This window comes from Rossellomorea sp. NPDC071047 (assembly GCF_050270195.1).
Lineage (GTDB): Bacteria > Bacillota > Bacilli > Bacillales > Bacillaceae_B > Rossellomorea.
Map to the genome: position 1 here is coordinate 476,354 of NZ_JBNNJT010000003.1, position 14,783 is coordinate 491,136.

At 41.2% G+C, this 14,783-nt stretch carries 14 protein-coding genes and 2 rRNA genes; 4 read left to right on the forward strand and 12 right to left on the reverse strand.

Annotated features, from left to right (window positions below; all coding sequences use genetic code 11):
- Positions 1-16: 16 nt before the first annotated feature.
- Positions 17-595 (reverse strand): TRAP transporter small permease, encoded by a 579-nt coding sequence (locus ACQKFO_RS14230; RefSeq protein ID WP_427599473.1) that lies wholly within the window; start codon positions 593-595, stop codon positions 17-19.
- A 14-nt stretch (positions 596-609) separates the two neighbouring features.
- Positions 610-1,608, reverse strand: a complete 999-nt coding sequence (locus ACQKFO_RS14235) for a DctP family TRAP transporter solute-binding subunit (RefSeq protein WP_427599474.1) — start codon at positions 1,606-1,608, stop codon at positions 610-612.
- 420 nt (positions 1,609-2,028) lie between these two features.
- Between ACQKFO_RS14235 and ACQKFO_RS14240 the strand changes: the two genes are divergently transcribed.
- Complete coding sequence (locus tag ACQKFO_RS14240; RefSeq protein WP_427599476.1) at positions 2,029-3,093, forward strand: YeiH family protein; 1,065 nt, start codon at positions 2,029-2,031, stop codon at positions 3,091-3,093.
- Between the two features lie 173 nt (positions 3,094-3,266).
- Complete coding sequence (locus ACQKFO_RS14245) at positions 3,267-3,965, forward strand: FadR/GntR family transcriptional regulator (protein ID WP_427599478.1); 699 nt, start codon at positions 3,267-3,269, stop codon at positions 3,963-3,965.
- A gap of 51 nt (positions 3,966-4,016) precedes the next feature.
- Here ACQKFO_RS14245 and ACQKFO_RS14250 read toward each other — a convergent pair whose 3' ends face one another.
- The 4 genes from ACQKFO_RS14250 to ACQKFO_RS14265 form a co-directional block, all read right to left on the reverse strand.
- Positions 4,017-5,114 (reverse strand): Ldh family oxidoreductase, encoded by a 1,098-nt coding sequence (locus ACQKFO_RS14250; RefSeq protein WP_427599479.1) that lies wholly within the window; start codon positions 5,112-5,114, stop codon positions 4,017-4,019.
- A gap of 57 nt (positions 5,115-5,171) precedes the next feature.
- On the reverse strand, positions 5,172-6,329 hold the full coding sequence (locus tag ACQKFO_RS14255; RefSeq protein WP_427599481.1) for a UxaA family hydrolase: 1,158 nt from the start codon (positions 6,327-6,329) through the stop codon (positions 5,172-5,174).
- A 2-nt stretch (positions 6,330-6,331) separates the two neighbouring features.
- Positions 6,332-6,676, reverse strand: a complete 345-nt coding sequence (locus tag ACQKFO_RS14260; RefSeq protein WP_427599482.1) for a UxaA family hydrolase — start codon at positions 6,674-6,676, stop codon at positions 6,332-6,334.
- A gap of 118 nt (positions 6,677-6,794) precedes the next feature.
- Positions 6,795-7,745: a hydroxyacid dehydrogenase gene (locus ACQKFO_RS14265; protein WP_427599483.1), complete on the reverse strand. Its 951-nt coding sequence runs from the start codon at positions 7,743-7,745 to the stop codon at positions 6,795-6,797.
- A 565-nt stretch (positions 7,746-8,310) separates the two neighbouring features.
- Here ACQKFO_RS14265 and ACQKFO_RS14270 point away from each other — a divergent pair.
- A complete protein-coding gene (locus tag ACQKFO_RS14270) occupies positions 8,311-8,436 on the forward strand; it encodes a hypothetical protein (protein WP_427599485.1) in 126 nt (41 codons plus the stop codon).
- Positions 8,437-8,538: 102 nt separating this feature from the next.
- Here the strand turns inward: ACQKFO_RS14270 and ACQKFO_RS14275 are convergent, their stop codons facing one another.
- Positions 8,539-9,357 carry an SGNH/GDSL hydrolase family protein gene (locus tag ACQKFO_RS14275; protein ID WP_427599486.1) on the reverse strand — a complete coding sequence of 273 codons (819 nt, stop codon included), beginning with the start codon at positions 9,355-9,357 and terminating at the stop codon, positions 8,539-8,541.
- A 193-nt stretch (positions 9,358-9,550) separates the two neighbouring features.
- On the opposite strand from ACQKFO_RS14275, the gene ACQKFO_RS14280 reads away from it, so the two are divergent.
- Positions 9,551-10,705: a c-type cytochrome gene (locus tag ACQKFO_RS14280; RefSeq protein ID WP_427599488.1), complete on the forward strand. Its 1,155-nt coding sequence runs from the start codon at positions 9,551-9,553 to the stop codon at positions 10,703-10,705.
- Positions 10,706-10,766: 61 nt separating this feature from the next.
- Here the strand turns inward: ACQKFO_RS14280 and ACQKFO_RS14285 are convergent, their stop codons facing one another.
- From ACQKFO_RS14285 to ACQKFO_RS14305, 5 genes are all read right to left on the reverse strand, one after another.
- A complete protein-coding gene (locus ACQKFO_RS14285; RefSeq protein WP_427599490.1) occupies positions 10,767-12,575 on the reverse strand; it encodes a hypothetical protein in 1,809 nt (602 codons plus the stop codon).
- Positions 12,576-12,693: 118 nt separating this feature from the next.
- Positions 12,694-13,137 carry a hypothetical protein gene (locus ACQKFO_RS14290; protein WP_427599491.1) on the reverse strand — a complete coding sequence of 148 codons (444 nt, stop codon included), beginning with the start codon at positions 13,135-13,137 and terminating at the stop codon, positions 12,694-12,696.
- Positions 13,138-13,477: 340 nt separating this feature from the next.
- Positions 13,478-14,317, reverse strand: coding sequence for a tyrosine-type recombinase/integrase (locus tag ACQKFO_RS14295; RefSeq protein WP_427599493.1), 840 nt, complete (start codon positions 14,315-14,317; stop codon positions 13,478-13,480).
- A 151-nt stretch (positions 14,318-14,468) separates the two neighbouring features.
- Positions 14,469-14,585: ribosomal RNA gene (gene rrf, locus ACQKFO_RS14300) — 5S ribosomal RNA — on the reverse strand.
- A gap of 102 nt (positions 14,586-14,687) precedes the next feature.
- Positions 14,688-14,783, reverse strand: a 23S ribosomal RNA gene (locus ACQKFO_RS14305); the annotation flags it as partial.

Sequence of the window (14,783 nt, forward strand, 5' to 3'; positions counted from 1 at the left end):
TATCTCCCCCTTTTCATTAACTTATATTTGTTTGCTGCTGAACTTCTTCTACCTTCATCGCATCTTGGACGTCAACTTTTCCCTGTCTCACATCATATATATTGTTTACAGAATGGATAAGGCAGATAATTGAGCTGAACAGTACTGTAACGTAGATGAGTGTCATGTTGATCCCCATTGCCGGAGAGATTTGCAGATTCGTATATTGCAGGATTCTGGCGCCAAAAAATATGAGGAAAAGAAACAGAGCTGAGTTTATCGCTTCCATAAAATAATGAAGATACTTCTTGGGCTTTTCAGATAAATAATGATGCAGGATTTCCACTTGGGCATGACCTTTTGCTTTGTATACAATACCTATACCTAAAAATACAATCCACACAAATAAATAACGAATGAGTTCTTCCGCCCATGTCAAGTTAAATACTGAAAAGTCAACCATGGGCAAAGCTTCATTTAAGATTGTGCTTTGAAGAACAAAACGGGAAAAAACCTGATATACCGTGATAACGAATGCAACCATAAAGAACCCTATCATAACCCATCGACTGATCCGATCTACCTTATTACTCAAATGAGAGATGAACTGTTTCAACATATAGCCCCCTTTTATTCCCTTAGACTTTCTATCTTTTCAAATAACTCTTTTCCAATAGATTCTTCAAACTCCTTGTATACAGGCTCAACTGCTTTTCTGAATGACTCTCTGTCAGGATTTTCCTCAATCTGAATGTCTGTCTTCTTTAAATCCTCGAGTAGTTTCTTTTCATCTTCAAGAGCTGCCTGTCGTTCATACTGGACGGCTTCCTTTGCAGCGTCATCGACTACTTCTTGTAGATTTTCCGGTAGGGTGTCGAAGGTTGTTTTACTCATGATGAATACGGCGGCATCGTAGTTGTGGGCGGTTAAGGATAAGTATTGTTGGACTTCATTGAATTTATTAAGGTAGATCTGAGCCAGTGGATTTTCTTGTCCGTCTACCACATGCTGCTCTAAAGCAGTATACAGTTCCCCGAACGGAATGGGGACAGGAGTTGATTCCAGTGATTTGATGAATGAGATATAGGGTGGTGATTCTTGAACACGGAGCTTTAAATTCGCTGCATCAGCGCTCGTTTTAATGGCCTTCTTGTTATTTGTCATATGTCTCCAGCCGTTTTCCATATAACCTAGATTAATGAGTCCTCTATTCTCCAAATCTGAGGCAATTTCGTTTCCAATCTCACCATCCAGCACTTTGAAAGCATGTTCCCTGCTTTCAAATAGGTATGGGAGATTAAGAAGATTGAACTTCGGTGCAAAGTTGGTGACAGGAGCGACAGAACCTATGTGGAAATGAATGGATCCAATCTGGGCACCTTCAATTTGATCACGGCCGTTCCCTAACTGACTGCTCGGAAAAATATCAATATGAATCTTTCCGTCCGATCTTTCTTCTACCAGCTCTTTAAACTTTAACGCCCCTTTGTGATAAGGATGCGTTTCCGTCTGCAGATGACCAAGCCTCAGCACATATTCTGCAGGTCGTTCATTTCCTTTTGCCATGTTTGAACATCCACTTACCAGGATCATCATGATGATGGTTAGAAATGCCATGTACTTTTTCATGTAATACCCTCCTACTAACAAAAATGTAAGCCCTTACAATTTTTTCTGTAGATGAATTGATTACATTCTAGATGAAAAATTCCAGTAAAAGTCATGACATTTCCATCATCATGACTCCTTCAACTCCAAGGGGTGACAAAGATTAACCTACTAAAGGAATTCCATGCTATGTATTCTTGACTCTCCATGCGAAGTCCTTCCCGTATTAAAGAACTGGAACACAGTAGCATCGTCTACGTTCAGGTACAGTCACCCAACCACTACCACTTATTTTATTTTCAATTTTCTAAAAAATCAATACTTTTTCATGATTTACAAAAAAATAATCGTTGAATGAACAAGTTAAAAGTGGTTTAATTAAAATATATTGGTTGGGTCACTGTACCATTCGTGTTTTTTAGATTAAAAGGGGGTATTGTAATGAGTCCGACTGGAGCTGCAAAGACAAAAGAACCGTCTGTTTCCTTGGAATCCAGAAAGATGCGTAAATCATTACGTTTGAAAAAGGGTTGGATGAAAGGAGTTATCTTAACATTAGTGCTTGCTTTACTTGCGGGGATTATAGCCAATTATCCCATCTTCTCAGTCATGGGTGTGATGATTATATCCATTCTTCTGGGGATGAGCTGGAAAGGATTGATGGAAGTCCCTGCAGATGCAGCACCAGGGATCACCTTCAGCAGCAAAATTCTACTGAGGGCCGGGATCATTCTAATGGGTTTGAGATTAAACTTTGAACAAATCCTTTCTGCAGGCTTTTCGATCGTGGTCATTGATATGGCGGTCATCGTGTTCACATTGGTCTTCATGATGTATCTCGGAAAGCTACTGTCCATTGATCGTCACCTCTCTACTTTGATTGCAGTCGGAACGGCCGTTTGCGGAGCTGCAGCCATAGTCGCCGTTGCGCCGCTTATAGGGGCAAAAAAGGAACTGACTGCTATTTCAGTGGCCTTCATTGCCATTATGGGAACGATTGTTACAATATTCTATACGTTTCTTTACCCTGTACTCGGTTTCACTCCGTATGAATACGGGGTGTTGACAGGTTCAACCCTGCACGAGCTTGCCCACGTGATCGCCGCCGCTGCCCCTGGAGGAGACGTCAGCAGCGATACAGCCATCCTTGTTAAGCTGGGGAGAGTTGCCCTACTTATACCTGTTGCCATTATATTGGGATCCATGTTTTCCAAAAATAGTGGGAGTGCCTCTGCACAAAAGCGGACATTCAAGGACTTACCCGTTCCCTGGTTCATTTTCGGATTCCTGTTCATGTGCTTAATCAACACTGTGGGAATCCTCCCTGACGCACTTACACAAATGCTCATTGCATTAAGTATTTTACTATTATCCATGGCCATGGCCGGTTTGGGTCTTAGTGTCAACTTCGCGGAATTCAAGAAACTAAGTTCTAAGGTGCTCGTAACTGGTGTCGCAGGATCTTTTGCTTTGATTCTATTAGGTATTCTCCTTACTAGGTTGTAAACAACCAAATATTTCACTAGAGGTTGAGCCACTCGACATGGTACACTGAATATACAGAATAATACCTGTCATGACATGTATCTATTCATATAGAATCAGAAGAACAATAAATCTAAGAAGGTTGAGTCAACCTGATGATAGCTACCATTTCACAGATGGATAGGGGCGATTGTATGCAATTAAATCGAAAAGGCATATCTGAACAAGTGGCAGATAACATAAAGAAGAAAATACAAGCTGGGGAATTTAAAGTTGGAGACAAAATTCCCGGAGAACGGGAAATGGGAATCGAGCTTTCCGTCAGCCGGAATACGGTGAGAGAAGCATATAAAATTCTGGAAGCTTACGGTTATATAACAGCAAAACACGGAACAGGTGTATTCGTCGCAACACCTGAACATCAGATTCAAAAAATGACAGAAGCCTTCTTTGTATCTTCTGATCAGATTAATGATTTTTTCTCTGTGCGTAAGATTCTCGAAGAATGGACGGTAAAATGGTCCATCGAAAACTCCAATGAAGAGCAATTCCGTGAACTGGAACACATCCTGGAAGAAGCCAATGAGATCCTGAGCACTGGCGAAGTGAACTATGAAAGACTGGCAGAGCTTGACCATAAATTCCATTTAACATTAGCTAATAATTCAAATAACATTGTTCTCATCCGGATCATGAATTTCCTTATTGATCTATTATCAGAATCACGTACCAAGTCAATCCAAATTCCCGGCAGAGCCATACAGTCTGTCCAAGAGCATGCCAAGATACTGGAAGCTATGAAACAAAACAATATTAATCTGGCCCAGAAATATATGAAAGAACATATAGAGAGCGTGGAACATTCCATCAAAGAAAATATAGATTCCCTATAACCTTACATTTAAAGAGCCAGCCTCCTCACCCTGGAAGCTGGCTCTTTTGTGTTAGTTATTGATAGGTTGTTGAGAAGACAACGGGGAAGGGAATTCAACTCCAAATTGGCTGCCTAATAATTGCAACTCATCCAATACACTTTGGGATAATTGTACACCTTCCACCTGGCGTTTATCCCGCTCCCTTTTCCTTCTTTCCCCCGGATAGCGGATTTCATCGTTCCCAGGTGCTTTCGGGACAGCTTTCATTTCTTCTAATAAGCTTTTAATAGACTCAAAGAATATATTCAGGTTCATGAATTTCTCTATATCCATGAGAATGAAAAAGTGACCCACATTTGCATTTCCCTTTTCCTCATCCTCATAAATACTTTTCACATGCGGTCCGAATGCCGCCCCCGTTAAGAGGCCCGTCAGGATTTCGACAGCCAGAGCCAGGGCAGACCCCTTTGCTCCCCCTAAAGGCAGGACAGAACCGTTCAAAGCCGCTTTGGGATCATTGGTCGGTTCCCCTTTATCATCGATCGCCCATCCTTCTGGAATCGTCTGTCCCTGTTTCTCCGCTAAAATGATTTTCCCTCTTGCCACAATGCTTGTCGATAAATCGATAATGACAGGTTGATCATCCCCCGTAGGAAAACCGAACGCCATGGGGTTCGTGCCGAAGAAAGCTTCCTTCCCTCCCCACGGAGCTATACCCGGGGGTGAATTTGTGAAACCGATACAAGCAAGATTCTGTTCACAAGCCAGTTGACAAAAATATGAAGCCGTCCCGAAGTGATTACTATTTTTAATCGCGATGGCTGTTACACCGCTCTGTTTTGCCATCTCGATTCCTTTATTTATCGCCTTATAGCTGATGACATGACCAAGCCCATTATCACCGTTCACTACGAGAACAGAAGGACTCCTTTGCTCCATCTGGATGGATGGATTCAAGTTGATCCTTTGATCGCTGAAGCGTTTAGCATAGATGGGAAGCCTGCTGATACCGTGACTATCCACCCCTTCTAAATTAGCCCTTAAAAGGGATTCAGAGACGACTGCAGCATGATCCTCCATCATCCCCATTTCCTCCAACAGTGTTTTGCAAAATTGTCGTAAATCAGATTCAGCATACGTAGTCATTTTCTGCTCCTTCTCATTCATAATGTTTTCTCCATAAACATGGACTCCCCACACATGAAATGTGCAGGGAGTAAGGTATCAGGCACTGCGATATAATTTCGTCATGACAAATTCTTTATGACCTAATGCTTCTGCACAAGTGAGTCGTCCATTCACCGTACGGCAGATCATTTCCATTAACTGATCTCCCGCTTGCTCCAAGGAAATCTGCCGTGAAAGAAGTCCTTGCACATCCACATCGATATGTTCGCTCATCGTACCCGCAGTAATAGGGTTCGCCGTAATTTTCACAACCGGCTCTATCGGGTTTCCGATGATATTTCCCTGGCCTGTCGGGAAAAGGTGCAGAACCGCTCCACCAGCTGCCATCAGAGTGATACATTCTGCCGCTGCAGAGGACGTATCCATGAAGTATAGCCCGTTGCCATTAGCCGGTGCTTCTGCAGGATCCAACACGCCGATGACCTCTTTCGTACCGGTCTTCGCAATGTTTCCTAGTGCTTTCTCTTCAATGGTAGAAAGGCCACCGGCAATATTACCTTGAGTAGGCTGGGATCCCAATAAATCGACTCCCTTTGAATCAATTTCACCTACATAGTCATTATAAACCGCCATGAATTTTTCGTGTAACTCAGGAGTCGCCATCCGGTCGCGGATGAGATGTTCCCCGCCTGTCAATTCCGATGTCTCGCCGAAGAAAACAGTAGCGCCGGCTTCAACCAAACGGTCAACCGCCTGGGCTACCGTAGGACAGGATCCAAGACCTGTCGTGGTATCAGACTCACCGCATTTGATACTGACGGTTAAATCCTTTAGTTCAACCGGCTCTTTCTGAAGCTCCGAAGCCCACTGAACATACTCCTTCGCTTTCCATGAAGCAGCACGGATCGTTTCTAAATCCCCGTTTCCTTCAATGGAGAAGTACGAAACAGGCTTTCCAGTCTCAGCAATTCCATCAGCAATTTTCTTCGACCAGTTCTCTTCAATTCCAATTACGACCACAGCCGCCACGTTAGGGTTGGAACCTGTTCCAATCATTGTCCTGAAGTGCAGATCAAGATCGGGTCCATACTGAAGTCTTCCGTACGCATGAGGCAAAGCCATTGTACCTTGAACTTGTCTTGCTACTGCTTCACAAGCAGCATTTGAAATATCATCCACCGGTAAAATAATGACGTGATTACGAATTCCAACTTTTCCATTTTCTCTGCGAAAACCATATAATGTTTGTTCCATCCTTACCACCTCGCCGTTTTAATGTTATGAGTGTGGACGTAGTCTCCTACTTCCCATTTTTCCGTTGTTATACCGATTTGAACACCATATTTCAACACTGGCTTATCTTTCTTTAAAGAAACCAATGAAATCTTATGTCCTAATGGAACATCCCCTTTTGAAGTGACTTCCACTTCTGAATTGTCATCCATGAAGATTCCCACAACCTTTTCCCCTGCTGCAATCGGTGACGTGGCAACTCCTACGTGATCACCATTGTGATGGATTAGAAACTTATGAATGCTCACGGCTTTTGAATCTTGAGCATTTCTTTCCGTAACCATACCTGCCTGACTATTGTGACTCATTATGGTGCCTCCTTTTATTGGTTGAGTGACCCAACCACTTAATATATCTTCATTAAACCACCTATCACTCTATTAGTCAATGAGATTGTTTAAATTTTCAGAATTTATTTTCGACAATTTACACGGTACAGAGAGAGCGCTCGCCTTTTAGTACTTTCCCAATTTCCTTTGCCACTAAAAAGGACGTACGGACTTGGGACTCTTCTGTCAATCCTGCGATATGAGGAGTGATGGTGACGTTTTCACAAAGAAGGAGAGGATGTGAGCCCAGTATCGGTTCACGTTCTAGTACATCCAGGTAAGCTCCTGCTATTTGTTTTTTCTGCAAGGCTGAAGCCAGGGCTTGTTCATCAATGATGCCACCTCTTGAAGTATTAATAACATAAGAAGATGGCTTCATTCTATTTAATTCAGCTGTTGAAAGGAGATGCTGCGTTGATGGCGTAAGAGGGACATGGAGGGAGATGAAATCTGATTCCATCAACAGGTCCTGAAGGGTTTCTTTTACATGTACACCCGTTTCTGACACCACATGATCATACTCTGTAATGAACGGGTCATATCCGATGATGTTCATGCCAAATGCATTGGCGCGCTTTGCCACACGGTGGGAAATTTCCCCAAGTCCGATCAATCCAAGTGTTTTCTGATAAAGCTCCCCACCTGTGTATTTCTTTCTGTTCCACTGTCCGTTTCGAACATCCGCATTTGCCAAATGAAGGGGTCTTGATGAGCTTAGAATCGCTGCGAGTACATACTCCGCTACAGAAGTTGCGTTGGCGTGACGGGCAAACACCACCGGAATACTCTTCTCTTTCGCCCATTTAACATCAATATTATCTAAACCGACTCCCAGCCTCCCAATTGCCTTTAGGCGAGTGCCTGCTTCAATTAAATCTACATCAACAATTGTTTGGTTTCTTACAATCACTGCATCGTATTGCGGGAGGATCTCAAGTAACCTCTCTCTATCTGTCCAAAGGGTTTCATCGTAGTCGACCTCAAACCCTTGATTCTTAAGCTCCTCAATGCCTTCTCTCCAGATCAACTCTGTGATCAAAGCTTTCATTTAAATTCCTCCCTATTAAAGTCATCTCATTATGGTTCAGTGACCCAACCAATTACTACTTATCATTTAATCACTTCTAGTTTGCCTGGTCAATGTTTTTTGAATATTCAATATGTTAGTGTCAGGTTCTACTATTAGGTTCTACATCGATACTAAAACCCCTGCTTAAAGAAGTTGTTGCTTCTATTATTGAAATTAAACAAGCGTTTGATTAATTCAATCCATTCCTCTCATAGCAATACTTAAGGCTGTTAAACGATTGTTTAACACACAAAAGAAAGTCCCGGACTATTTAAAATACAGTCCAGGACTCTTTTGATCGTGTTTCAGCTTTTTTTCAAATTCGTTCTCCTCTCTATTTGGCAATCCAATTTAGGTATTTGCCAGAACACTAGGATATTCCTCCTATTTTCAATCGACATAACCCGCAATCTAATTCTATGGGATCAGTTCCCTCCATGACGCCTGCAAATTTTGTAATAAAAATAAATAACAATCCCTATATATTCGAGATCCTTAATAGTGGAAAATAAAATAAAAAAGTATAAGGGGAGTGAAGATCGTTATGAAGATGATCCATAAGTTTCTCGCCACTTACTATTACACCCTGATCCAAGACTGTCTTGATGAAAAAATGAAAGAACACCTGATCCAGAAATTACACTATCATGAATCAAAATTAAGCACGTAAATAGATCCCGTTGTTATAGTCTGCTTTTTTCATCCTTTTAGAATGCCCTTTTATATACATTAAAAAAGCCCTCAACCCCAATGGATTGAAGACCTCGGGGAGCTATCCCCTTATAAAATACTTCATTAAATATTCGAACCAGACTTTATTCCCTTTTTCGTTAGGTATATTCTCCTCAGTTAAATAGTCCTTTAATTCACTCTTATTGTAATCGGGCCATGCGTCCCAATGGTTAAGGTACACGTATTTTCTCTCTCTGGTGTACTTCTCTAAATTAGCTTCTTCCTGAAGGTAGTAATAAGCGCCTGAAATGGGATTGGAAGGTTGGATGATGAAGGTGATTTCAGGATTCTGTTTCTTGAAATCTGAAAGGATCGTCTCAAGATTTTTAATGCGGTTCGACATTGTTATTTCCCCGTTGTCATACAATAGAAATGGTTCCAGTAAGAGAATATCCGGCTTCATATCAGCCAGTGGTTTATGTATTTCCTCCTTCACAACCTGTTGTGAAGTTTTTTCAGCGATTTCCCTCAATGTCACCTTTATCAAATCGTGACCGTACGTGTCGAGCAGCTTCTTTTCTAGTTCTTTCGGCCACGCCCCTTCCTTCCCAGGAGTAGAAGAAGATCCAAGAATCATCAGATGAACGGGTTCATCACCTTCAATCTTTTTCTTAAACGTGTCTTTTAATTCTGGCGGAAGATAATTCAACTTATCTAATTTCACCAGTCTTTTCTTCACTTCTTCAGCCGCTGCTTTTTCCTTATTCTCTTCTATAATCACACCTGTTCGATAACCAGATACTTTTTGAGTATGACCTTTCACCTGGACAGCCTCAACTCTTTGATCCCAATGATACTTCCCCCCAGCTAATGTAGATAATGTAACAATGGCCAGAACCCCTAACACAAATTTCCTCATTCTCATCCCCCATTAGATATAGTCTATGGATCATATGATAGAGGAGATAGAGTACAAAATTTGTATATACGTGTAGATGGCGATTCTAAAAGTTACGACAAAATAACTGGTTTTAATTGGGTTTTTCATAAATATTTTAGACTAGTAACCGATAATACAGAAGAATACATTATGAATATCAGGAGTTAGTAAAATGACAATAATGAAGAATATAATCAAAGGACTGATTTCCTTCTTCTTCCTGGGACTCGTCATTCTAAAAGCACTGGAATGGTCCCTCTATTTCTTCGTAGCGAAACCCGTTGCTGAGGAAATTTCCTATGATGTGGCGTCCTATGTTGAAGCGAATGATCGATTCTTTAGCGAAGGCACCCTAAACGAATACCTGTCCGATTATAAAAAGAAGGATATGCACATAAGAGTTCTCTTTAATCAACATCCCGATGACAAAAGATTTGTCGTGAAAGTAGATGTAACGGCAAACTGGGATAGCATTTACTCCCCTACTGCCTATTTTCAAACGAGAGGTGTAAATTTCGGAGAACCTCCCATTCAATCTGTATTTGCAAGATTTGATAGTCAATCCGAAGACCTTTCGGACAATACACCCCCGATGCCAGAGACACCCATTCAATCAAAAACAGTCTCTCTTCAAGAAGAAAAGAAAACCGTTAAGCCCGTCAAAGCAGAACCCATAGAGGAGAATGCGGCAGCCCCTTCTGTTAAAGATGAGGATATAAGGGAACTAGTAGAAAATTATGTTGTGTTAGGTATGGAGGCGATCAGAAAGGAAGACTTCTCATACATCGAACCTTTACTAGACCCGTATGGGAAAATGTATAAGGAAAGTCAAGAATCGATTAGGACGATTAATCGCAAGGGTTTGACAGAAGAAGTGCTCATCGTTGAAGTTCAACATATCAAAGAAAATACCCCGTCCGAATTCACTGCCGATACATATGAAGAATTCAAGATCACTTATCAAAACGGAACAGAAATGATCAAAGGATTTACTAGTTCCTATCGGATTAAAGCCTTAGAGAACAATCGCTTAGTCATGAATGAAACGATCAGTGTGAAGGAAGTGTTCTCTGAAGAAGTCCAGGGACAGAGGGAAAGATTGCCGATTGAGATTATCAAAGAGACATGTATCAGTTGCCACGGGAGCTACCTGGAAGGCGGAGCAGGGCCTGAATTGGTCGGTTTAAGTCAAAGGATGTCAGAAGAAGACATCCTCACCATTTTAGAAGATGGGCGTGGCATTATGCCTGGTGGACTTGTTTCTCCAGACGAAGCGAAGTTATTGGTTGATTTCCTTATAAACTTAGAAGATTACGGCCATGATTAATTAATCATTTGTTTAAAAAAAGCCAATCCATTGTATATAATCAATGGATTGGCTTTACACTTTATTGCACAGGCACCAGTTCAAACAAATCCTTCTCCCGTTTTATCCGGTACACACCTTCCGAAATTTTATGGCTTGTATAGTGAGATAACCCATCTTGTAAGTGTTCGTCAGCCTCCAGCACCATCAGAAAATCCGATTTCATCAATACTTCCTTCAAATAGGAGAGCTGATCTTCTGTTTCAACACCTTTGATGAAGGAATAGTTCATTGACAGGTGTTCATATCTGATCAAGTAGCTGAAATAACCTCCGTCATCTGCACTCCCAGGACTATAATACGTAATCATAGGTTCCGATACCCCTGATGTTTTAATCACAGAAGAGTACTCCTTCACGTCGCCCCTACGCTCAACATGTGCTTCCGGACGGGTCACCAATATTTCCAGATGTCCTATGTACGGGATTAAGAAACAGACAGCCAGTAGAATGCCCTTCATCCTTTTAAAGGATTTCACATAGTTAGACCATACATAGGCAACCACCGTCATGAGCATGCCGCCTGCATACACCGTAATGGTCGATTGATAGCGGTTAAACCCTGCAAGCCTTGACGCTTCATTCTCAGGCATCAGATACACATACATATAATAGAGAGAACACATGTACAGAACGTAAAAAAGATTAAACAGGACAAACGAAGCCACGAGTTCATTAGGCGTTTTGCGCTTCATTCTGATCATTAATAGAACGGCAATCAGATTGACCACCAATAATGCCATCACATGAGGCGACGACAAAGGATTCAACGCAGCGTCCAGCATCATTCCATCAAAACCTGTCAAGAACTCCTCCGATTTCTGAATATCCTTCAGTTTATCCTCTGTAATGGCAAATTTATTATCTCCATAGTTCTCACTATAGGCTTGTAACGTATAAGTGTGCCATAGCAAATTCCCAAGTAAAGGAAGAACCATCAACAGAACCAACGAAGCATAAGGCATGACCATATCGATTCTCTTTTCAATTCCTTCCCGATGTGAGGCAATCAGTATACCTAGCATAGCGATTCCGTTAAACAATAGAAAAACCTTTCCGCTATCTTTCAATAGAATTAAAAGAATCACAATCGGAATGTTCACCAGAAGCATCATTTTCCAATTCTTACGGTAGTAATAAGCGACTAATGGAATTGCTAATGCCACTGACCCAAGAATAATATCCACCAGTAAACTGTAGAAGATTTTCGCATTCACTAATAGGAGTGTAAAGGCAATTACCCAAGGCAATATGACAGTCCATGGCTTTTTCCAGGAACTCCACGTGAAGAGAACTGTGAATCCAGCCATCGTCATGAAACCTTGTGCCATCAATGCCAAACTTTCATGGAACCCTAAATGATTGAGAAAATAGTAAATATACACGGCACTTCCAGGCGGATAGTTCTGAAAAGTCACCAGCGTACTGCTATCCGGCAGACCATCAAGCCTCACAATCTCTTTTACGACCAGCCCCCAGTGGCTGAAATCATCATAGTTTAAAAAGAGGGTCCCCCTCATATAAAACATGACAAACAAAACAGCCAAAGAGAAAAACACCAGTGAAGGATGCAGCAAAGTCTGAAACGGAATTTTTTTTAAAAAGAATAATACGAGATAAATCAAACATAAAAACAAACCAGAATAATAGATGATATTCGCTGCCACTGGCATCTGATGAAGCAACCCGGCTCCGAATAGCGTAAACGTGACACTGGAAAATAGAAATAAAGGAATAAAGGCAGGATGAACCTTCACCTTGTATAGAAAGAATAATCCCCATCCGGCAAGGGAAAGAAATAACAAGAAGAGTAATAGTATAGACGTAAGCATGTGTCCTCCTGATCTGTAAAAACAAGTAGTGGAAAACCCATTATATCATTCTTCGTTAGAGCAAATTCAATCATCAATCAAAAAAGGAATCTCCGACTTTCGGAAACTCCCGACTCCATCATGCTTCATGTAGTTTTATTCGTTTGTTTCTAAACTTTTCAAAGTGGTGCAGGAGGAGGAAGACATGGAAGTAGATAAGCGTAGCTGGTACACTATACATGGCAAATAACAATGTCAAACCAATCCCCTCTGACGCAATGGCTAGAAACATCCCAGGGAGAATGGCTATCAGCGTATACATCAAAAGTTGGAACAAATACACGTTTCGTTTCATTTTCAGAGCATCCGTCGCCCTATCAATCAGATATCCCCCTAAAAGGCCAAAGACAAGGTAAATGGGAATCGAAGGCATGATCGTCATGACCAATCCATCACTAAAATTCATGTAACAACATTCATGTTCTCTTTCTTCCATTGGCGTATACAATGCCCACCCCATAAACAGAGCAAAAAACAGAGGCGATATGACAGCCGCTAATGCTTTGTTGTAAAGATCTTTCATCGAACATCACCTGTTATTATTTTGATATTCTTTATTTTACCATATTCACTTGTGAAATAAATCACATAAAACAAAAAACTTCTTTATTATTAGTTTTCCAAAAAAGTTTCTTCATTATGACTCAATAACTCTCGCCACTTTTCGCCCACACGTTTGGCAGCTTCCTTTCAGTCCAATAGTTGATTATCGGAATCCACACTGTAATCTACAATCGTCGTGACACCGCATGCCGGACAAAACACATTTCCTTCAAATTTCTTTCTGATATGTGTAGGTGTTGCCATCCACCTTCTATGTGCTAATTCCCCCTCACTTTTCCCACCTCACAATAAAATAATCTTCAACAATCCTTCGAAAAAGTTCGTCGAATCGCATCTTCAAATTGCGTTTCAGGCAAGCGTGACTTCGCATACCTTTTCGTTACATTAATATCCCTATGCCCAGCCAATCTGGATACTATTTCAAGACTCACACCTTGATCGATGAGATGCTGGCAAAATGTATGCCGCAGCTTTTGCGCATTTATATGGAACTTTTTAAGCATATATTGGACCGACCTCTCCGTTAATCGCTCATTCGATTTAGAAACGAACAATGCTTCCTGTGGTTGGATAGCTTCCATATAGTCAGAAAGGTAGTGAATCACTTCATCCGACAAGGGAATGATCCGTTGATCCCCATGGGTATCCGAGACGCTTACTTGTTTCGTTACAAGATTGATATCTGATGTATTCAGGGCACAGAGCTCTGATACCCGTATCCCCGTATGAAGCAGCATATACACAATCGCTATATTTCTTTCATTTTCACTTTCTCTTACGTCTGATAAAAGTGTTTCACACTCTTCTTTAGACAGCGTTTCGATCTCATCCTTTTTGCTTCCTTGTTTGATCTTTATATCAAACGTAATGTCGGGTCTTTTTAAATATTTAGCAAAAGTACGTATCACTCCCAAGATTTTATCCGTAGTGATCGGACTCTTACCCTTTTCTTCTAAAAATAAAATGTAATCCTGAACATCACGTTGAGTAATGTCCATTAACTCTCTGTGGTACTGATGAAGCCACTTCTCATATTTCTTAATTTCCTGATGGTAAGTCGAGATGGTATTTGATGATTTCCCTTCATGCTCAAGCCATGTTAAAAACTGATCAATCGTAGTACTAGAAGATCCTTGCAAGAGTACCACCCTTTCGAATCAAACCTCTATTTACTATTATCGTAGAACTTATAGATGAAGAAGTCAACTTCTCCGAATGTAGCAGGGAAAAATAGTCTTTAAAACAATCAACAAAAAAGAGTAACTCCAATGAGCTACTCTTTTTCTATTTGCCTGGCGACGTCCTACTCTCACAGGGGGAGATCCCCCAACTACCATCGGCGCTGAAGAGCTTAACTTCCGTGTTCGGCATGGGAACGGGTGTGACCTCTTCGCCATTGTCACCAGACGACTATTCAATTGAAGGATTGTTCCTTCAAAACTAGATAAAGAATTGATGTCAAGAAAGCCGAATATCGACCAATGTTGTTCATTTCAAAAATGACTCTTTGTGGTTAAGTCCTCGATCGATTAGTATCAGTCAACTCCACATGTCGCCATGCTTCCATCTCTGACCTATCTACCTAGTCATCTTCTAGGGATCTTA